Source organism: Pseudomonas sp. DTU_2021_1001937_2_SI_NGA_ILE_001 (assembly GCF_032463525.1).
In the GTDB taxonomy this organism is placed as follows: Bacteria; Pseudomonadota; Gammaproteobacteria; order Pseudomonadales; family Pseudomonadaceae; genus Aquipseudomonas.
In genome coordinates, this window is sequence record NZ_CP135971.1 from 3,469,909 (window position 1) to 3,488,875 (window position 18,967).

Sequence of the window (18,967 nt, forward strand, 5' to 3'; positions counted from 1 at the left end):
GCCCAGGGGTTACTCGTTGAAGCTCATGCCATGCTGGGCCTTGGTGGCCTTCACAGCGTCCATCACCGCCAGCAGGCAATCGTCGCGATAGCGCTCCAGGGCAGCAATACTGTGGCTGCCCAGCTGTTCACGGGTGCCTTCGACCACGTTGTCGATCAGCCTGTCGGTCAGCGCCGGGGCCGGCAGGTAGGTCCAGGGCAACTGCAAGGCCGGGCCGAACTGCGCCATGAAGTGGCGCATGCCGGCATCGCCACCGGCCAGGGTGTAGGTCAGGAAGGTGCCCATGAACGACCAGCGCAAGCCGGCGCCAAAACGAATCGCGTCGTCGATTTCACCGGTGGTCGCCACACCATCGTTGACCAGGTGCAACGCCTCACGCCACAGCGCCTCCAGCAGGCGGTCGGCGATGAATCCCGGGACTTCCTTGCGCACATGCAATGCGCGCATGCCCAGCGCTTCATACACCTTGATCGCCGCCTCGATCGCTGCGGGGGCGGTGTGCTCGCCGCCCACCACTTCCACCAGCGGCAGCAGGTACACCGGGTTGAACGGGTGGCCGACCACGCAGCGCTGCGGAAGGATCGCCCGCTGGTAGAACTCGCTGGGCAACAGCCCGGAGGTGCTCGAACCGATCAGCGCCTCAGGCTTGGCCGCCGCGCTGATCGTGCTGTGCAGCTGCAGTTTCAGTTCCAGGCGCTCCGGCGCGCTTTCCTGGATGAAGTCGGCGTTTTCCACGCACTCTTCGATGGTGGCGACAAAGCGCAGGCGCTGTTGCGAGGCGCCGGGAACCAGGCCCTGTTTTTCCAGGGCGCTCCAGGCGTTGGCCACGCGCTTGCGCAGCGCTGCCTCGGCACCCGGTGCCGGGTCCCAGGCGACCACATCCAGGCCGTTAGCCAAGGCCCGCGACACCCAGCCGCTGCCGATGACGCCGCAGCCCAGGGCCGCGAAGGTTTTGATCTCAGTGATGAAGCTCATGGCGACGTTCCTTTGGGGGTCGTTGATCGGTGGGGTCAGCCGCGCGGGGTCAGGCCCATCTTGAGGCGCCCTTGCGCCGGGGTCAGGACCCTGGCGCCCAGACGGCTGATGATTTCAACGGCGCGCTCCACCAGCTGGCCATTGGTGGCCAGCACGCCTTTTTCCAGCCACAGGTTGTCTTCCAGGCCGACCCGCACGTTGCCGCCCAGCAGCACCGCCTGAGCCGCCATCGGCATTTGCATGCGACCGATGCCAAAGCCAGCCCACACCGCGTCGCTGGGCAGGTTGTCGACCATGGCTTTCATGGTGGTGGTGTCGGCCGGCGCGCCCCACGGGATGCCCAGGCACAGCTGAAACAGCGGGTTGTCGAGCAGGCCTTCCTTGATCATCTGCTTGGCGAACCACAAGTGGCCGGTGTCGAAGATTTCCAGCTCGGCCTTGACGCCCAGCTCCTGGATGCGTTTGGCCCCGGCACGCAGCTGCGCCGGGGTCGACACGTAAATGCTGTTGCCGTCGCCAAAGTTCAGCGTGCCGCAATCCAGGGTGCAGATTTCCGGCAGCAGTTCTTCGACATGCGCCAGGCGGGTCAGCGGGCCGACCAGGTCGGTGCCAGGGCCGAACGCCATCGGCGCTTCGCCCTCGCCGATCTCGAGGTCGCCGCCCATCCCGGCAGTGAGGTTGACGATGATGTCGACGCCGGACTCGCGGATGCGCTCCATCACTTCGCGGTACAGCGCCACGTCGCGGCTGAACTTGCCGGTCTGTGGGTCACGCACATGGCAATGCACCACGGTGGCGCCGGCCTTGGCGGCTTCCACGGCGGCGGCGGCGATCTGTTTGGGGGTGACCGGTACGTGGGGACTCTTGGCGGTGGTGTCGCCAGCACCGGTGAGTGCGCAGGTGATGATGACGTCGTTGTTCATGTGGCGGTTCCTTACAGGCGTGAGGGTGCCTTTCGCAGCCGCTCAAGGCTGCGAAGGGCTGATTAAAACGGGGCTTATCGGTCGCTGAGTTGCAGGTTCTGGGCGGCGGGCCTGCCGTCGAAGGTGGTCACACCCTGCAGCCAGCGAGCCTGGTCCTGCGGGTGATCCTTGAGCCACTGCCGGGCCGACTCCAGGGGGTCCTTGTGGTCCAGCAGCGGCTGCATCATCTGGCTCTCGTCGGCAACGCTGAAGGTCAGGTTGCTCAACAGCCTGTGCACGTTGGGACATTGCTGGGCATAGTTGGGCGCGGTCACCGTCCACACGCTGGCCTTGCCCTCGTTCGGGCCCAGGACGTCATCACTGCCAGAGAGGTAGGTCATGGCGATGTTGACGTTCATCGGGTGCGGCGCCCAGCCGAAGAACACCACCGCCTCCTTGCGGCGTACCGAGCGCTCCACGGCGGCGAGCATGCCGACTTCGCTGGACTCCACCAGCTGGAACTTGCCCAGGCCGAACTGGTTCTTGGCGATCATCGCCTTGATCTGCGCATTGGCCCCCGAACCCGGCTCGATGCCATAGATCTTGCCGCCCAGCTCTTTTTCGAATTTGGCAATGTCGGCAAAGGTCTTCAGGCCCTTGTCGGCCAGGTAGGTGGGCACGGCAAGGGTCGCACGGGCGTCTTCCAGGCTGGGCTTGTCCAGCACCTTGACCTGCCCGGCCTCCACGAACGGCGTGATGGTCTGGGTCATCAGCGGATTCCAGTAGCCCAGGAACAGGTCCAGGCGCTGGTCACGAATGCCGGCGAAGATGATCTGCTGCGAGGCACTGGTCTGCTTGGTCTGGTAGCCGAGGCCATCGAGCAGGACCTGGGTAATGGCGCTGGTGGCGATGACATCGGTCCAGTTCACTACACCCATGCGCACGTTCTGGCAGGCAGCGGCATCGGCGGCCATGACAGGGGTGCTGAGGATGGCGCTGGCGCCGAGTGCAAGCACGCAGCGGCTGATCAGTGGATTCATGGTGGATCCCTCGGCAGGTCACTATTGTGGGGGCCGGTGTCTTTGTGCACCGTGGCACCACGTTACGTTCCTGGGGGGCTGCCAACACGCACGGCGGCGACGCACTCTTGCACTGCGTCGACCTGGCCTCTTGAATCTGCCCCTGAACGGGAGTATCACAGCGCCATGCCGCCCACCCTGCCAGAGCGCCACCATGTCTCGGGATTTCTACTTTCTGCTGATGCCGGGGTTCTCGGCCATGGGCTTCACCTGCGCGGTGGAACCGCTGCGGGTGGCCAACCGCTTTCGTGGTGAGCTGTACCGCTGGCATGTGCTGAGCAGCGACGGCGGCGCGGTGGTGGCGAGTAACGGCCTGTCGGTGAACGCCGACGCCGCCCTGGAGCCGCTGAAAAAAGGCGCCACCTTGCTGGTGGTGGCCGGCTTCGAGCCGCTGCAGTTCGCCACTCCGGCACTGATGCACTGGCTGCGGCGCCTGGACCATGAAGGCGTGACCCTTGGCGCCATCGACACCGGGGCCTGCCTGCTGGCCGAAGCCGGCCTGCTCGATGACCATCGCCTGACCCTGCACTGGGAAGCCATCGACGCCTTCAAGGAGTCTTATCCACAGCTCACCGTGACCCAGGAGCTGTTCGAGATCGACCGCCGACGCATCACCTGCGCCGGCGGCACGGCCTGCATCGACCTGATGCTCGACCTGATTGCCCAGGCCCACGGCCCGGAGCTGGCGATTCAGGTGTCTGAACAGTTCGTGATCAGCCGCATTCGTCCGCGCCAGGACCACCAGCGCATGCAGATCGCCACCCGCTACGGCATCAACAACCGCAAGCTGGTGCAGGTGATCGGCGAGATGGAACAACACACCGAGCCGCCCTTGAGCACCCTGGCGCTCGCAGAAACCATCAAGGTCACCCGGCGCCAGCTGGAGCGCCTGTTCCGCCTGCACCTGAACGACACGCCCAGCAACTTCTACCTGGGCCTGCGCCTGGAAAAAGCCCGCAAGCTGCTGCGCCAGAGCGACATGAGCGTGCTGGAGGTGAGTATTGCCTGTGGGTTCGAGTCGCCGTCGTACTTCACCCGCCGCTACCGGGCGCGGTTTACCCGCTGCCCCCGGGAAGATCGACGTCGGGAGCCGAGCTGAACAGCGCTGCATCGGCAAGATGCAGCGCTGTTGAGGACGTGACTAGCGCACCAGATGCAGGAACTGCATGTGCCGCTCGTACTGGTCGAGCACGTCGTTGATGACCTGTTCGCGGGTGTAGCCCACCAGGTCGTAGTCCTGGCTGCCTTCGCTCAAGTGCACCTCGGCGCGGTAATAGCGGCGGTTGTTCAGGTGCCGCGAGCCCATGCCACTCAAGGCGAACGACGGGGTGAAGTAGCCCTTCATGCGCACCTGGTAGATGAACGGCCGCTCTTCGCCGTGGCCGATTTCCAGGCTCACCGAATCCGGTGCGGGATCGTCCGGCTTCGTCACGCTCAGGCCCTTCTCGACGAATACGGCGGTCACCTCGTCGATGGCCGGGCGCACGGTCTGGTCGAGGAACCGGTACACCTCGTCACGCGATGGATAATGCACCGCCTGGCTCAGACGCTGGCGCCAGCCGCCACGCCGTGCGCCGGAGGCCGGGGCCAGGGAGTAAAGCTGCGCCAGCTGACGCTGCGACTCCATGTAGAAGGCCTTGTGCAGGCCCCACATCATGGTCAGCAGGATCAGCGAGAACGGCAGCGAGGTCAGCACCACCGCCGACTTCAGCGCGTCGATGCTGCCGGAGAACAGCAGGCCGCTGGTCACCAGCGCGGTGGCTGCGCCCCAGAACACCCGCAGCCATTTCGGGCCGTCCTCGTCGGCGCTGCCGCCCTTGGCCGACAGGGTGGACAGTACCACGGTGCCGGAGTCTGCCGAGGTGACGAAGAACACGAAGCTGATGAACACCGTTACACCGATGACCACCTTGCTCCACGGGTAGGTTTCCAGCAGCAGGTAGAGGGTCATGGACGGGTCGTCGATGGCCGACTGGCCCAGTGCGCTCATGCCGTGCGCCAGCACTTGCTCGATGGCGCTGTTGCCGAAGATCGACATCCACGCCAGGGTGAAGCCCAGCGGAATGAACAGCACACCGAAGACGAATTCACGGATGGTGCGGCCACGCGAGATACGCGCAATGAACAGGCCCACGAACGGCGCCCAGGCGATCCACCAGGCCCAATAGAACACGGTCCAGCCGCCCAGCCAGCCGTCGGCCTGCTGCTTGTAGGCATACACATCGAAGCTCTTGGTGGTCAGCGCACCCAGGTAGTCACCGATGTTCTGCACCAGCGTATTGAGCAGGTGCTGGGTGGGTCCGGCGAACAGCACGAACAGCAGCAGCGCGCAGGCCAGCAGCATGTTGATGTCGGACATGACCCGCACGCCCTTCTCCACGCCAGACACCGCCACGACGATTGCCGCGCCCATCATCAGCACGATCAGGGTGACCTGCACCCAGTGGGTGTGGGCGACGCCGAACAGGTAGTCGAGGCCGGAGTTCAGGTGCAGTACGCCGAAGCCCATGTCGGCCCCCAGGCCGAAGATGGTGGCGATGATGCCGAAGCCATCGACTGCATAGCCGATCGGACCGTTGATGCGCTTGCCGATCAGCGGATAAAGCGCCGAGCGCAGTGCCAGCGGCAGGTTATGGCGGTAGGCGAAGTAGGCCAGGGCCATGCCGACGAAGGCGAACACGCCCCAGCCATGCAGACCCCAGTGCAGGAACAGCAGCTGCATGGCCTGGCGCGCCGCATCGGCAGTACCGGCCTCGCCTTGCGGCGGCTGCATCAGGTGGGTCAGCGGTTCAGAGACGCAGAAGAAGAACAGCGTGATGCTGATACCGGCAGCGAACAGCATGCCGGCCCAGGACAGGTAGCTGAATTCGGGCTCGTCGTGGTCGGCACCGAGTTTGATCCGGCCATAGCCGGACAAGGCGGTGACCACCACGAAGACCAGATACAGCGTCATGGCCAGCATGTAGTACCAGCCGACCGTGTTGGCGGCCCAGTTCTGTGCGGCCAGCAGCCACTGGCCGGCGGCTTCGGGGAAGCTGATGACGATGATGCCGAAGAGCAGAATGAAGGTCGCGGCAAAATAGAACACCGGGCCATTCATGCGCACCGGGCTGGTCGAGGAAGAGGTGGCGACGTTCATGCGGGATGCGCCTCCAGGGTCCGTGAAACGGCGACGAAACATGGATAGTGCAAGGGTTGGCCTCCTGTTGTGAGCGGGCAGCGAACCACCGTTCAAATTTGATTGAACGTTCAATTTAAACACGATAAGGCCGGAAATGACCAATCGAGGTGGTAGGAATTGCCCGGATCACCAGTAGGACGCAAGCGAACAGTGAAACGTTCCGTAACCCCGGCGCGCAGCGCTGCAGCGGCTTTTGCGGCCAGCCGATAGGCGCGGCTTCAGCCGCGAATGGGCCGCAAGTTCACTGCATTTGCAGTGAACATGAGGACTTCGCGACTGAAGCCGCTCCTACGCGGATCAGCGTTACTTTTGGGTGCCGTCGTCGTGCTGCAGCAGGTTGGCCTGGGTCAGGTTGCTGCCGGCCGGCACGCTGCGGGTGAGCCACACGTTGCCGCCGATGGTCGAGCCCTGGCCGATGGTGATGCGCCCCAGAATGGTGGCGCCGGCGTAGATCACCACGTCGTCTTCGACGATCGGGTGGCGCGCGTGGCCCTTGTGCAGGTTGCCGTCCTCGTCGGCCGGGAAGCGCTTGGCGCCCAGGGTCACCGCCTGGTAGATGCGCACCCGCTCGCCGATGATCGCGGTTTCTCCGATCACCACGCCGGTGCCATGGTCGATGAAGAAGCTCGGGCCGATCTGCGCGCCAGGGTGAATGTCGATACCGGTGGCGGAATGCGCGATCTCTGAGCTGATACGCGCCAGCAGTGGCAGACCGGCGCGGTACAGGTGGTGGGCCAGACGGTGGTGGATGACCGCCAGGATGCCGGGGTAGCACAGCAGCACTTCGTCAACGTTACGCGCCGCCGGGTCGCCCTGGTAGGCGGCCAGTACATCGGTATCCAGCAGGCGGCGGATGCCCGGCAGGGCGCTGGCGAAATCCTGGATCAGTTCCAGGGCCTTCTGGTCCACACCTTCGATGCTCGCGCCCTGCTGGTGGGCGACGTAGCGCATCTCCAGGCGCGCCTGCGCCAGCAGGGCGTTGAGGGCGACGTCCAGGGTGTGGCCGACGTAGAAGTCTTCGCTTTCCTCGCGCAGGTCCACCGGGCCCAGGCGCATGGGGAACAGCGCACCGGCCAGGGCTTCGAGGATCTCGCCCATGGCATCGCGCGACGGCAGCTCGCGGCCGCCGTGTTCACCACTGACCCGGCGGTTGCGGGTGCGCCAATCGTCCCGCGCCTCGCGCAGCTGGCCGACGATACGTTGCAACTGCCAGTGGCTGGTGCGGCCCTCGGCCGAACCCTTTGGAATATCGCTCACGCTGGACTCTCCTGCTGGTCAAGGACGCGGACGGCACCGCCGCAACCGCCCCGGCGCCCACTCTACGGCAAATGATCGGCCTGAAAAAATACCAATTTCGGTGGGAAAACGCCGTCAGAAGCATAAGACTAGATCGGTTGCCGTGCAGGAAGCGTCTGCCTATAGTCCACCGAATGTTTATAGGGATACCTTCGACCCCATGCTCAAGAAACAGCTCGACCGTTTCAACCGTCTGGACCTGATCGGCGCCCCTACCCCGCTGGAAAAGCTCGAACGCCTCTCCGCCTGGGTCGGCCGCGACATCTACATCAAGCGCGATGACACCACCACATTGGCCCTGGGTGGCAACAAGGTGCGCAAGCTCGAATACCTCGCCGCCGACGCGCTGGCCCAGGGGGCCGATACGCTGATCACCGCCGGCGCCATCCAGTCCAACCATGTACGCCAGACCGCCGCCCTCGCCGCGCGCCTGGGCCTGGGCTGCGTGGCGCTGCTGGAAAACCCCATCGCCAGCGAAGACCCCAACTACCTGCACAACGGCAACCGCCTGCTGCTTGACCTGTTTGATGCCCGCGTCGAGCTGGTCGAAAGCCTGGATAACGCCGACGAACAGTTGCAGGCCCTGGCCGTGCGCCTGCACGCCAGCGGCAAGAAGCCCTACCTGGTGCCGATTGGCGGCTCCAGCCCGGTGGGTGCGCTGGGCTATGTACGCGCCGGCCTGGAGCTGGCCGAGCAGATCACCGCCAGCGGCGAAACCTTCGCCGCCGTGGTCACCGCCTCCGGCAGTGCCGGTACTCACAGCGGCCTGGCGCTGGCCCTGGCCGACCAGTTGCCCGAGCTGCCGGTGATCGGCGTCACCGTGTCGCGCAGCGAAGAAGCGCAACTGCCCAAGGTACAAGGCCTGGCCGAACGCACCGCTGAGCTGCTGGGCATGTCGCTGCCGGAACGTTTCAAGGTGTACCTCTGGGACGAGTACTATGCGCCACGCTATGGCGAGCCGAATGCCGGCACCCTGGCGGCGATCAAGCTGGTGGCCAGCCAGGAAGGCCTGCTGCTCGACCCGGTGTACACCGGCAAGGCCATGGCCGGGCTGCTCGATGGCATCGGTCGGCAGCGCTTCGACGAGGGGCCGATTCTGTTCCTGCACACCGGCGGCGCCCCGGCGCTGTTCGCTTATTCGCAGGCGTTCAGCGGGTAAGCGCGGCGTGCCCGACAGATAGAGCAAAAACACATATAAAGCTCGGAATTTAATATTTTTAACAATAAGGCACGTCTCCTATAGTGCCGCTCCAGCAGACGTGCTCCACTGCGCCAGTGCCTGTAGACTCCCGCGTCTACGGCACTTCGCCAGGCGGGGCGCGGTCTGATTCCTGTCCGCTACCGCACCAACACAAGGGGCTTGCATGAACATCTCCGCTATTCGTCGTACCCTGCTTCTCTCTGCACTGACTCTGGCACTGGGCACCGGCCTGGCCGGGCAGGCCATGGCTGGCGAGCAACTGCAGAAAATCAAGGACAGCGGCACCCTGAACGTGGGCCTGGAAGGCACTTATCCACCGTTCAGCTTCGTGGATGAAAACGGCAAGCTCACCGGCTTCGAGGTCGAGCTGTCAGAAGCCCTGGCCAAGGAGCTGGGCGTGAAGGCGAAGATCCAGCCGACCAAATGGGACGGCATTCTCGCGGCACTGGAATCCAAGCGCCTCGACGTGGTGGTCAACCAGGTGACCATCTCCGAAGAGCGCAAGAAGAAATACGACTTCTCGACCCCCTACACCGTCTCCGGCATCCAGGCTCTGACCCGCAAGCAGGACGCCGGCAGCATCAAGACCGCGCAAGACCTGGCCGGCAAGAAGGTCGGCGTCGGCCTGGGCACCAACTACGAGCAGTGGCTGAAGGCCAATGTTCCAGCCGCCGTGGTCAAGACCTATGACGACGATCCGACCAAGTACCAGGACCTGCGCGTAGGCCGTATCGACGCGATTCTGGTCGACCGCCTGGCCGCCCTGGAGCTGGTGAAGAAGACCAAGGATTCCCTGGCGGTGACCGGCGAACCCTTCTCTCGCCAGGAGTCCGGCGTGGCACTGCGCAAGGGCGAGCCCGAGCTGCTCAAGGCGGTCGATGACGCGCTGGCCAAGCTGCGCGCCGACGGCACCCTGGCCAAGCTCTCGGAGAAGTACTTCGGGGCTGACGTCACGAAATGATCGAAGAGAGCCTCAATCTCGCGATCGAGTCCGCGCCCTTTCTGCTCAAGGGCGCGTACTACACGGTCGTACTCAGCCTGGGCGGCATGTTCTTCGGGCTGATCCTGGGCTTCGCCCTGGCCCTGATGCGCCTGTCGCTGATCAAGCCGGTGAGCTGGCTGGCCCGCGTTTACGTGTCGTTCTTCCGCGGCACGCCGCTGCTGGTGCAGCTGTTCATGATCTACTACGGCCTGCCGCAACTGGGTCTGGAGCTTGACCCGCTGCCGGCGGCGCTGATCGGTTTTTCCCTGAACATGGCCGCCTACGCCTGCGAAATCCTGCGTGCCGCCATCGGTGCGGTGGAACGTGGGCAGTGGGAGGCCGCCGCCAGTATCGGCATGACCCGCTGGCAGACCCTGCGCCGCGCCATCCTGCCACAGGCCGCGCGCACCGCCCTGCCGCCGCTGGGCAACAGTTTCATCTCGCTGGTCAAGGACACCGCACTGGCCGCCACCATCCAGGTGCCGGAGCTGTTCCGCCAGGCGCAGCTGATCACCGCGCGGACCTTCGAGATCTTCACCATGTACCTGGCTGCGGCGCTGATCTATTGGGTGCTGGCGACCCTGCTGTCGCACCTGCAGAACCGCCTGGAAGCCCGGGTCAACCGCCATGACCTGGAGTCCTGACGCATGATCGAAATCAAGGGCCTGACCAAGGCCTTCAAGGGCCATACGGTGCTCAAGGGCATCGACCTGCGCATCGAAACCGGCGAAGTGGTGGCGATCATCGGCCCCAGCGGCTCGGGCAAGACCACCCTGCTGCGCTGCCTGAACCTGCTCGAAGAGCCTTCCGGCGGCAGCCTGCAGGTCGGCGATATCCACATCGACGCCAACCGGCCGATGAGCCAGCAGCAGGGCTTGATCCGCCAGTTGCGCCAGCAGGTCGGCTTCGTGTTCCAGAACTTCAACCTGTTCCCGCACCGCACCGCGCTGGAGAACGTCATCGAAGGCCCGGTGGTGGTCAAGAAGGTCGCCCGCGAGAAAGCCATCGCCCTGGCCCGCCAGCTGCTGGCCAAGGTCGGCCTGGCGGGCAAGGAAGATGCCTACCCGCGCCGCCTGTCCGGCGGCCAGCAACAACGGGTGGCGATCGCCCGGGCGCTGGCCATGGAACCACAGGTGATCCTCTTCGACGAACCGACCTCGGCGCTGGACCCGGAGCTGGTCGGCGAAGTGCTCAACACCATCCGGGCGCTGGCCGAAGAACAGCGCACCATGGTCATCGTCACCCATGAAATGAGCTTCGCCCGCGACGTCGCCAACCGGGTGATCTTCATCGACAAGGGCGTGATCGTCGAACAGGGCGAGGCCAAAGCGGTGTTCGCCAACCCGCAGCAGGAACGCACCCGGCAGTTCCTGGAACGCAGCCGCTTCTGATCTTCGGCGGCGCCAACCGGCGCCGCGCTTCTCGCGGTTACCGGCCAGGGTCAGCCAGTCGAGACCGTGCCAGCCATAAGCCCTACCGCGCCTTTGTAGGACGTTTCTGATTTTCCAGAAACGCCGCCAACCCGCCTTCCGCCGTGTTGACACCCCTCGGCAAAGCTCATTATCTCGACCGCAACACGACGTTCGGCATGCTCTCACCTCTCGTATAACGGGCCTGTGCCGGGGTGCCCGGCCGGCCGCCAGCGAGGGCCAGAGCACGACCCGTGCGCCGTATTCCATGGCCCGGTCGCCTGACTTGAACCTGCGAGTACCTGTATATGAGCCACCCCAGCTGCATCTACGGTCAGCCGAAGCTGGCCGCTCCCGACATTCCCCAGACCTGCCGGCATGGCATCGGCATTCGCCTGGCCCCACGCCTGCTGGTACAGATCCCGGTGTACCCGGACATGGACGAAGGCGACCTGATCGAACTGTTCTGGAACGACTGCTACGTCGCCTCGAAGATTCTCAGTGCCAGCGACCTGCACCAGCCGGTGGCGCTGCGCGTGCCGGAAAGCTTCCTGCAGAACGGCAAGGCACGCGCCAGCTACCGAGTGATGAAAGTCGGTGGCACGCCGCAGGCCTCTGCCTGCCGCAAGCTGTGGGTCAAGCTCGACGCGCCGGGCGGTGCCCTGCTCGGCCCTGACGAGGCGGAAAACCAGGGCCTGGCACCACTGTCGCTGCCCGCCTCGGTGCTGCGCCGCGGCATCACCGCCAGGCATCGCGACAGCGGCCTGCCACTGAGCATCGAGCCCTATCCGAACATGGCGCCCCACGACGAGATCACCCTGCGCTGGGGCGACACGCGCATGGACCTGCCGCCCTTGCGGGTCGAGGAAATCGGCGAGCCGGTGGAGTTCGTGGTCCCCCCCGCGCTGCTGCGTGAAACGGGTGATGAGCCGTCGCTGGAGGCGACCTACTGCATCATCGACCGGGTCGGCAACAATTCATCCTGGGCGCCGCCCCGGGAAATACCGCTGCATGACGGGGACGACTGAGCGGCCGCGCCACACACATCGGCCCACAGGCTATAGTGGCGCATCCTCAGCCTGCCGGACCGCCCCCCATGAAACTTGCCCCCCAGGACCTCGACCAGATCACCCGCGGCACGCTCGCCCACTATGAACAGAGTGCCGAGAGTTTCCGCGAAGGCACGCGCGACCACGACGTGAGCCAGAACATCGAGGCCCTGCTGCGCCACATCCAGGCGCCGACACCCTGGCAGATCCTCGACTTCGGCTGCGGCCCCGGCCGCGACCTGCAGACCTTCACCCGCCTGGGGCACGTGGCCGTGGGCCTGGACGGCAGCCAGCGCTTCGTCGAGATGGCTCGTGCCGACAGCGGCTGCGAAGTCTGGCACCAGGACTTCCTGGCCCTGCAATTGCCGGCGCAACGCTTCGACGGCATCTTCGCCAACGCCTCGCTGTTCCATGTACCCAGCCAGGAGCTGCCCCGTGTACTGCGCCAGTTGCACGACTGCCTCAAGCCCGCGGGTGTACTGTTCAGCTCCAACCCGCGTGGTGACAACCGCGAGGGCTGGAGCGGCCCGCGCTACGGTGCCTGGCATGACCTGGAGGCCTGGCGCGAGGCGATGACCGGCGCGGGTTTCAGCGAGCTGGAACACTACTACCGCCCCGCCGGCCTGCCCCGCGACCAGCAGCCGTGGCTGGCCAGCGTCTGGCGGCGCGGTTGATGCCAATGCTGATCAGCTAGGCCGGGTAGGAGCGACTTCAGCCGCGAAGCGACCACCTGTTCACAACAGATGCCGCGAGTTTCCTGGCGCGTTCGCGGCTAAAGCCGCTCCTTCCGGGCCACATGCCGCCCGAAGATGTCTCACGAAAACTACCGGTCCTATCCTGGTTTCATTCGCTCCACGCCGAACAGAAGTGGCTTGACGAGCAAAGCAGAGACCGATTACGTGCCCAACAGCTGTCAGTTCTGGCAGTGCCAGTCAGCATTCTGACCTCGCAAGATTGGCAAGCACCGACCCTGCCGGCGGTGACTGTCGGCCAGGGTTCAAATGGAATCGAACACTCTGTTTCAAGGAAAAGAACCGTGAAAAATCTCATCGTCAACGGCGACTTCGCCACTCAACAGCTGGCGCCATGGACCACCAACGCCATCCATGACCCGGTCTTCGAGCCCGCCAAGCCTGGCGGCTACAGCCTTAAGCTGGAACCCAACACCGAGATACAACAACAGTTGGAGACCCGCGAAAGCGGTGACTACCTGCTCGACTGGACGTTCTCGGCTCGCATCGACGCCAAGGCCCACCTGGGCGGCGCGTTGTTTGTGATGTTCTCCAGCCGGGTCGGTGACGAGTTCTATCTCGACACCTCGTATACCGCCCAGCTGACCGAGCAGTGGCAGACCTTCACCTACCAAGGCATCCAGCCGTTCCCCGCCCGCCATGAGAGCCTGTACATCCAGATCATCAACGCCCGCAAGGTCGATGAACAGGGCCCGGCAAGCGCGCCCGTACAGGTCACCGGTATCTGCGCCTCGACACGCGCGGCCTGAGCACGCCATACCGGCCTGCCTTCAGCCGCGTCAGGCGCCCTCCGGCTCTGGCGCCCGGGCTTCGCGCCGCTGCTGTTCGGAGGGTTCCTTGATGCGGTACCAGGCCACGTACAGGGCGGGCAGGAACAATAAGGTCAGCAGCGTGGCAACCACGATGCCACCGATCATCGCGTAGGCCATCGGTCCCCAGAACACCTCGCGGGCGATGGGGATCATGCCCAGGCTCGCCGCCGCCGCCGTCAGCAGGATGGGGCGGCGGCGGTGGCGGGTGGCTTCGGCCACCGCATCCCAAGGCAGGTAGCCGGCCTGTTCATAGGCGTCGATCTGGGTCACCAGGATCACCGAGTTGCGAATGATGATGCCCACCAGCGCCAGCACCCCGAGAATCGCCACGAAGCCCAGCGGTGTGCCGGTGGGCACCAGCGCCAGTACCACACCAATCAGCCCCAGCGGCGCCACGCTGGCGACCAGGAACATCTTCTGCACGCTGTGCAGCTGGATCATCAGAAAGGTCGCCATGAGGAACAGCATCAGTGGCAGCACCTGGGCGATCGGCCCCTGGGCCTTGCCGCTTTCTTCGACAGTGCCGCCGGTGGCCACCGAGTAGCCGCTGGGCAGCCCACCGCTGAATTTTTCGATCTCTGGCTTGAGCTGCGCCACCAGGTCGGTGGGCTGGATCTCGTCGCGCACCGCCGCCTTCACCGTGATGGTCGGTTTGCGGTCGCGACGCCAGACCAGCGGCTGCTCCAGCTCGTAGTCGATGTTGGCGAACGCCAGCAGCGGAATCGAAGTGCCCTGCGGGGTGACGATCTGCAGGTTCTGCAGGGTTTCCGGCGAACCGCGTTCGGCGTCCTCGGCGCGCCCCACCACGTCGATCAGGTAGATCCCGTCGCGTACCTGGGTCACGGTGGTGCCGCTGACCACGCTGTTCATCACCGAGGCCACGTCTTCGGACGACAAGCCCAGTTGCCGGGCCTTGTCCTGGTTAATCTCCACGCGCAGCACCTTGCCCGGCTCGTTCCAGTCGTACACCACCTCGCCGATGTGATCATTGCGGTCCAGCAGCGCGGCCAGTTCGATGGCGTGCTGGCGCACACGGTCGACGTCCGGGCCGCTGACCCGGTACTGGATCGGCCGCCCCACCGGTGGCCCCATCTCCAGCGGCTGCACGAAGGTGCCGACGCCGACGAAGTCCTCGCGCAGGCGCTTCTGCAGGCGCTCGGTCAGCGCACCACGGGCCTCCAGGTCCTTGCTGACGATCACCAGCTGGGCATAGAACGGGTTCTGCAGTTGCTGGTCCAGCGGCAGGTAGAAACGCAGGGCGCCCTGGCCGATGTAGGTGCTCCAGCGCAGGATGTCCGGGTCGTCCTTGAGGGTCGCTTCCAGGCGGTCGACCACCTGGCGCGTCTCGTTGATCGAGGCGCTTTGCGGCAGGTTCAGGTCGACGAGGATTTCCGGGCGGTCCGAGGCCGGGAAGAACTGGTTCTGCACGAAACGCATGCAGAACAGCGCCAGGGCGAACAACAGGATGGTGAAGCCGATGGCCAGCCAGCGATGACGCATGGACCACAGCATGCTGGCATTCAACGCGCGGCCGATACGCCCCGGCTCGTCGTTGTCCTTCTTCACATGGTTGCCAAGAATGTGCACGCCGATCACCGGCGCGAACAGCACCGCGACGATCCACGACACCAGCATGGCCACGGCGATTACCGCGAACAGGGTGAAGGTGTACTCGCCCGCCGAGCTGTTGTTCAGGCCGATGGGCACGAAGCCGGCCACCGTCACCAGGGTGCCGGTGAGCATCGGAAAGGCCGTGGAGGTGTAGGCGTAGGTCGCCGCCTCTTCCTTGCTTTTGCCCAGTTCCAGGCGCGTGACCATCATTTCCACGGTGATCATCGCGTCGTCCACCAGCAGGCCGAGGGCGATGATCAGCGCACCGAGGGAAATCCGCTGCATGGTGATGCCGCTGTATTCCATGAACACGAAGACCAGCGCCAGCACCAGCGGAATCGAGCAGGCCACCACCAGGCCGGCGCGAATGCCCAGGCTGACGAAGCTCACCAGCATGACGATCACCACCGCCTCGAACAGCGCGCTGGTGAAGCCGCCCACCGCTTTGTCCACCACTTCGGCCTGGTCGGAAACCTTGTGCACGCCAATGCCCACCGGCAGGTTGGCGGTGGCCTGGTCCATGCGCGCGTGCAGGGCCTTGCCGAATTCCTGAATGTTGCCGCCGTCCTGCATGGCGATGGCCAGGCCGATGGCCGGCTGGCCGTTGTAGCGGAACAACGGCTCCGGTGGGTCGGTGAAGCCGCGCTCGATGTCGGCGATGTCGCTGAGCCGGTAGAAGCGGTCGTTGAGGCGCAGGTTCACTGCGGCCAGGTCCTTCTCCGAGGCGAACTGCCCGGAGGTGCGCACCGAGATGCGCTCTGGCCCGGCCTCGATCACCCCGGCGGGCGTCACGGCGTTCTGCGATTGCAGGCTCTGCATCACCTGGCGCTGGTCCAGGCCCAGGGCAGCCAGCTTGCGGGTCGAGAAATTCAGGTACAGCACTTCATCCTGCTGGCCGACCATCTCGACCTTGCCCAGCCCCTCTACGTCGCGGATCTCGGCGCGCACCTGCTCCACGTAGTCGCGCAGCTGGCGCATGCTGAAGCCGTCGGCGGTGAAGGCGTAGATCGAGCCGTAGACGTCACCGAACTCGTCGTTGAACGCCGGGCCCTGCAGCCCCTGGGGAAACTGCCCACGAATGTCGTCGACCTTCTTGCGCACCTGGTACCAGATTTGCGGAATCGCCGCGGCGTCGGTGGTGTCGCGCAGGAACACCATGATGGTCGACTCGCCGGGCCGTGTGTAGCTCTTCACGTAGTCCAGCGAGTCCAGCTCTTCGAGCTTCTTCTCGATGCGGTCGGTGACCTGGTTGAGGGTTTCGTCCACCGTCGCGCCGGGCCAGCGGGTCTGGATGACCATGGTCTTGATGGTGAACGAAGGGTCTTCCTCGCGCCCCAGCTTCATGTACGAGAACACGCCCATCAGCAGCGCGACGAACATCAGGTACCAGACGAAGGACTGGTGCCGCAGCGCCCACTCCGAGAGATTGAAGCTGCCCTTCATCGTGGCGCGTCCTTATCGATTTTGACTTTCTGCCCCGGCTTGAGGCTGTTCACCCCGGCGCTGACCACCTGCTCGCCGGGCTTGACCCCGTCGCGTAGCAGAAAGCTGTCGTCGTCGCGGCTGACGACCTGCACCGGCCGTGGATTGACGGTCTGGCTGGCGGCATCCACCACCCACACGCGGCTTTGGCCGTCGGCTTGCTGCAGGGCGTTGAGCGGCAAGCGCACGCGCGGGGTGATGGGTGAGGTCAGGGTCACGCTGATCGCCGTACCCAGGCGCAGCGCCGGCGGCTGCTCGGCGAGGGTCAGGCGCGCACGCCGGGTGCGGGTCGAAGGGTCGGGCTGCGGTTCGATTTCCCGCAGGGTTGCCGCCGTGCTGACGCTGGGGTCGAGCTGGCTGGCCACGATGAAACGCACGTCGGGCGGCAGTTGGTCGAGCAGGTCGGCAGGCAGGTCGATGACCGCCTCCTTGACGTCAGGCCGGGCCAGGGTCACCACCTCCTGGCCAGCGGTGACCACCTGGCCGACTTCGGCCTTCCACTCGGTAATCAGCGCATCGTGGTCGGCGCGCAGTTCGCTGTAGCTCAATTGATCGCGGGCCTGCTGCGCGGCGGCACGGGCCTGGTCCAGGGAAGACTGGCTGGTCTTCAGGTCAGTGAGCGCGTTGTCCAGCTGCGCCTGCGCGCCGACACCCCGGTCGAACAGCATCTGCTGGCGTCGCGCATTGGCCTGGGCATTGATGTACTGCGCCTCGACCCGCGCCTGGTCGCTCTCGCGGTTGCGCAGGGTGTTCTGCTGGTCGGTGGGGTCGAGGCGCGCCAGCAACTGGCCCTGCTGCACTTCACTGCCGACGTCCAGCGCACGCTGGGCGATGCGCCCCGGCACCCGGAAACCCAGCACACTCTGGTAGCGCGCCTGGATGTTGCCGGCGAAACGACCAAAATCCGCTTGCGACTCGGCCTCGGCCCGCACCGACACCACGGGCCGTACCACTTCGGCGGGTGGCTCGTCCTTGCCGCAGGCGGCCAGCAGCGCGGCACAGAGCAACAGCATGAACGAAGGCTTCATGGCTGGCCTCCCTTGGCGGTGTCTTTGGGCTCGGCGATTTCCACCTGCATGTCCGGATGCAGCAGCTGGCCGCCGGCGGTGACCACCTTTTCGCCGGCCTGCAGGCCGTCATCGAGGATCACCTTGCCGGTGAGGTAGCGCGCGACCTTGACCGTGCGCAGCTGCGCCTTGCCGTCGGCATCCACCACCCACACCGCCGGCTGGCCGATGTCCTGGCCGATATTCTTGGTCAGCGCCGCCCACGGCAGCTCGACCCGCGGCCGGGCCGGCGGGTTGAGCGCCACGCTGACCACCGAGCCGAGGTCCATGCCTGGCGGCAGCGGCTCGAGGGCGATCTTGACCTGCAGCGTGCCGGTCTGCGCCGACACCGCCGGGGTCACTTCACGCACCTTGCCCATCACTTTGATCTGCGGATTTTCCAGCAGGCTGACCTGCACCGGCTGGTCGCCTGGCGGCTGTACGAACAGCGACTCGTAGACGTTGAACACCGCGTCGCGCTCGCCGTCGCGGGCCAGCTGGAAGATCGGCTGGGTGGCCTGCACCACCTGGCCGACCTCGGCCTGGCGCGCGGTGATGACGCCGGGTGCCTCGGCGACCAGCGCGGTATAGCCCAGTTGCTCACGAGCATTGGCCAACTGCGCCTGGGCCGCCTTCAGCGCGCTTTCGCTGCCGCGCAGCTGAGTCTGGGCGGCGTCGTATTCGCTCTGGCTGGTGTAGCCCTTGGGCAGCAACTGCTGCTGGCGCCAGAATGCGGCCTTGGCCTGGGTCACCCGCGCCTGCTCGGCGATCACCGCCGCCTGGGCGGAGTCGACATTGACCTGCAGGTCCTTGGGGTCCAGACGCGCCAGCACCTGGCGGGCGCTGATGCGGTCGCCGACATCCACGTGGCGCTCGATGATCTTGCCGCCCACCCGAAACGACAGCGGTGTCTGTACCCGTGCCTGGATGTCGCCAGTCAGCGACACACTGGCGGCGAACTCGGTCGGCTGTACGGCCTGTACGAAGACGCGCGGCAGCTTGGGCGCCTCAGGCTGCTCCTGGCTGCAGCCGGCCATCGACAACACGACAGCCAGACCTGCGCCGACCAGCCTTGCAGGGACAACGGGCATGCAGACTCCTTAGCGGACGCCGGGAAAACGGGAATGGAACGGGATGATGTGAATATGCGACTGCGCAAGGTGCGCAAGGGTTCCTTGCGCTACAGGGTG

At 65.4% G+C, this 18,967-nt stretch carries 16 protein-coding genes; 8 read left to right on the forward strand and 8 right to left on the reverse strand.

Features of this window, described 5'->3' with window-relative positions; genetic code table 11:
* Window positions 1–9: 9 nt before the first annotated feature.
* From RRX38_RS14890 to RRX38_RS14900, 3 genes are all read right to left on the reverse strand, one after another.
* Entirely contained in the window at window positions 10–975 is a 966-nt protein-coding gene (locus tag RRX38_RS14890; protein ID WP_315959746.1) for an L-carnitine dehydrogenase, read from the reverse strand.
* Window positions 976–1,010: 35 nt separating this feature from the next.
* Window positions 1,011–1,898 (reverse strand): 3-keto-5-aminohexanoate cleavage protein, encoded by an 888-nt coding sequence (locus RRX38_RS14895; RefSeq protein ID WP_295472778.1) that lies wholly within the window; start codon window positions 1,896–1,898, stop codon window positions 1,011–1,013.
* A gap of 74 nt (window positions 1,899–1,972) precedes the next feature.
* Window positions 1,973–2,917, reverse strand: coding sequence for a choline ABC transporter substrate-binding protein (locus tag RRX38_RS14900; protein WP_315959747.1), 945 nt, complete (start codon window positions 2,915–2,917; stop codon window positions 1,973–1,975).
* A 193-nt stretch (window positions 2,918–3,110) separates the two neighbouring features.
* Here RRX38_RS14900 and RRX38_RS14905 point away from each other — a divergent pair, with 193 nt between their 5' ends.
* A complete protein-coding gene (locus RRX38_RS14905) occupies window positions 3,111–4,055 on the forward strand; it encodes a GlxA family transcriptional regulator (protein ID WP_315959748.1) in 945 nt (314 codons plus the stop codon).
* Between the two features lie 42 nt (window positions 4,056–4,097).
* Here RRX38_RS14905 and betT read toward each other — a convergent pair whose 3' ends face one another.
* On the reverse strand, window positions 4,098–6,056 hold the full coding sequence (gene betT / locus RRX38_RS14910) for a choline transporter BetT (RefSeq protein WP_295472859.1): 1,959 nt from the start codon (window positions 6,054–6,056) through the stop codon (window positions 4,098–4,100).
* Between the two features lie 384 nt (window positions 6,057–6,440).
* Window positions 6,441–7,394, reverse strand: coding sequence for a serine O-acetyltransferase EpsC (gene epsC / locus RRX38_RS14915; RefSeq protein ID WP_315959749.1), 954 nt, complete (start codon window positions 7,392–7,394; stop codon window positions 6,441–6,443).
* A gap of 199 nt (window positions 7,395–7,593) precedes the next feature.
* Between epsC and RRX38_RS14920 the strand changes: the two genes are divergently transcribed.
* The 7 genes from RRX38_RS14920 (at window position 7,594) to RRX38_RS14950 (ending at window position 13,575) form a co-directional block, all read left to right on the forward strand.
* Complete coding sequence (locus RRX38_RS14920; protein WP_315959750.1) at window positions 7,594–8,592, forward strand: D-cysteine desulfhydrase; 999 nt, start codon at window positions 7,594–7,596, stop codon at window positions 8,590–8,592.
* Window positions 8,593–8,797: 205 nt separating this feature from the next.
* Window positions 8,798–9,595 (forward strand): cystine ABC transporter substrate-binding protein, encoded by a 798-nt coding sequence (tcyJ, locus tag RRX38_RS14925; RefSeq protein ID WP_295472785.1) that lies wholly within the window; start codon window positions 8,798–8,800, stop codon window positions 9,593–9,595.
* Window positions 9,592–10,260 carry a cystine ABC transporter permease gene (gene tcyL, locus RRX38_RS14930; protein WP_315959751.1) on the forward strand — a complete coding sequence of 223 codons (669 nt, stop codon included), beginning with the start codon at window positions 9,592–9,594 and terminating at the stop codon, window positions 10,258–10,260. The genes tcyJ and tcyL overlap by 4 nt, the downstream gene beginning before the upstream one ends.
* A 3-nt stretch (window positions 10,261–10,263) precedes the next feature.
* Complete coding sequence (gene tcyN, locus RRX38_RS14935) at window positions 10,264–11,007, forward strand: L-cystine ABC transporter ATP-binding protein TcyN (RefSeq protein WP_315959752.1); 744 nt, start codon at window positions 10,264–10,266, stop codon at window positions 11,005–11,007.
* Between the two features lie 326 nt (window positions 11,008–11,333).
* Window positions 11,334–12,053, forward strand: coding sequence for a hypothetical protein (locus RRX38_RS14940; protein ID WP_315959753.1), 720 nt, complete (start codon window positions 11,334–11,336; stop codon window positions 12,051–12,053).
* Window positions 12,054–12,121: 68 nt separating this feature from the next.
* Window positions 12,122–12,748, forward strand: coding sequence for a class I SAM-dependent methyltransferase (locus tag RRX38_RS14945; protein ID WP_315959754.1), 627 nt, complete (start codon window positions 12,122–12,124; stop codon window positions 12,746–12,748).
* A 362-nt stretch (window positions 12,749–13,110) separates the two neighbouring features.
* Entirely contained in the window at window positions 13,111–13,575 is a 465-nt protein-coding gene (locus RRX38_RS14950) for a hypothetical protein (protein WP_315959755.1), read from the forward strand.
* Window positions 13,576–13,605: 30 nt separating this feature from the next.
* On the opposite strand, the gene RRX38_RS14955 is transcribed toward RRX38_RS14950, so the two are convergent.
* From RRX38_RS14955 to RRX38_RS14965, 3 genes are read right to left on the reverse strand one after another with little or no spacing between them, the layout of a single operon-like run.
* Window positions 13,606–16,692: an efflux RND transporter permease subunit gene (locus RRX38_RS14955; RefSeq protein ID WP_315959756.1), complete on the reverse strand. Its 3,087-nt coding sequence runs from the start codon at window positions 16,690–16,692 to the stop codon at window positions 13,606–13,608.
* Window positions 16,689–17,759, reverse strand: a complete 1,071-nt coding sequence (locus tag RRX38_RS14960) for an efflux RND transporter periplasmic adaptor subunit (RefSeq protein WP_315959757.1) — start codon at window positions 17,757–17,759, stop codon at window positions 16,689–16,691. The genes RRX38_RS14955 and RRX38_RS14960 overlap by 4 nt, the downstream gene beginning before the upstream one ends.
* On the reverse strand, window positions 17,756–18,868 hold the full coding sequence (locus RRX38_RS14965) for an efflux RND transporter periplasmic adaptor subunit (RefSeq protein WP_315959758.1): 1,113 nt from the start codon (window positions 18,866–18,868) through the stop codon (window positions 17,756–17,758). The genes RRX38_RS14960 and RRX38_RS14965 overlap by 4 nt, the downstream gene beginning before the upstream one ends.
* Window positions 18,869–18,967: the final 99 nt, after the last annotated feature.

What these genes read in the sequence shown, in the direction of transcription:
- tcyJ (WP_295472785.1), top strand. Translation starts at nt 8,798, where the DNA reads ATGAACATCTCCGCTATTCGTCGTACCCTGCTTCTCTCTGCACTGACT.
- RRX38_RS14940 (WP_315959753.1), top strand. Translation starts at nt 11,334, where the DNA reads ATGAGCCACCCCAGCTGCATCTACGGTCAGCCGAAGCTGGCCGCTCCC.
- RRX38_RS14900 (WP_315959747.1), bottom strand. Translation starts at nt 2,917, where the DNA reads ATGAATCCACTGATCAGCCGCTGCGTGCTTGCACTCGGCGCCAGCGCC.
- RRX38_RS14960 (WP_315959757.1), bottom strand. Translation starts at nt 17,759, where the DNA reads ATGAAGCCTTCGTTCATGCTGTTGCTCTGTGCCGCGCTGCTGGCCGCC.
- tcyN (WP_315959752.1), top strand. Translation starts at nt 10,264, where the DNA reads ATGATCGAAATCAAGGGCCTGACCAAGGCCTTCAAGGGCCATACGGTG.
- RRX38_RS14890 (WP_315959746.1), bottom strand. Translation starts at nt 975, where the DNA reads ATGAGCTTCATCACTGAGATCAAAACCTTCGCGGCCCTGGGCTGCGGC.
- tcyL (WP_315959751.1), top strand. Translation starts at nt 9,592, where the DNA reads ATGATCGAAGAGAGCCTCAATCTCGCGATCGAGTCCGCGCCCTTTCTG.
- betT (WP_295472859.1), bottom strand. Translation starts at nt 6,056, where the DNA reads ATGAATGGCCCGGTGTTCTATTTTGCCGCGACCTTCATTCTGCTCTTC.
- RRX38_RS14955 (WP_315959756.1), bottom strand. Translation starts at nt 16,692, where the DNA reads ATGAAGGGCAGCTTCAATCTCTCGGAGTGGGCGCTGCGGCACCAGTCC.
- RRX38_RS14895 (WP_295472778.1), bottom strand. Translation starts at nt 1,898, where the DNA reads ATGAACAACGACGTCATCATCACCTGCGCACTCACCGGTGCTGGCGAC.
- RRX38_RS14905 (WP_315959748.1), top strand. Translation starts at nt 3,111, where the DNA reads ATGTCTCGGGATTTCTACTTTCTGCTGATGCCGGGGTTCTCGGCCATG.
- RRX38_RS14920 (WP_315959750.1), top strand. Translation starts at nt 7,594, where the DNA reads ATGCTCAAGAAACAGCTCGACCGTTTCAACCGTCTGGACCTGATCGGC.
- RRX38_RS14945 (WP_315959754.1), top strand. Translation starts at nt 12,122, where the DNA reads ATGAAACTTGCCCCCCAGGACCTCGACCAGATCACCCGCGGCACGCTC.
- RRX38_RS14965 (WP_315959758.1), bottom strand. Translation starts at nt 18,868, where the DNA reads ATGCCCGTTGTCCCTGCAAGGCTGGTCGGCGCAGGTCTGGCTGTCGTG.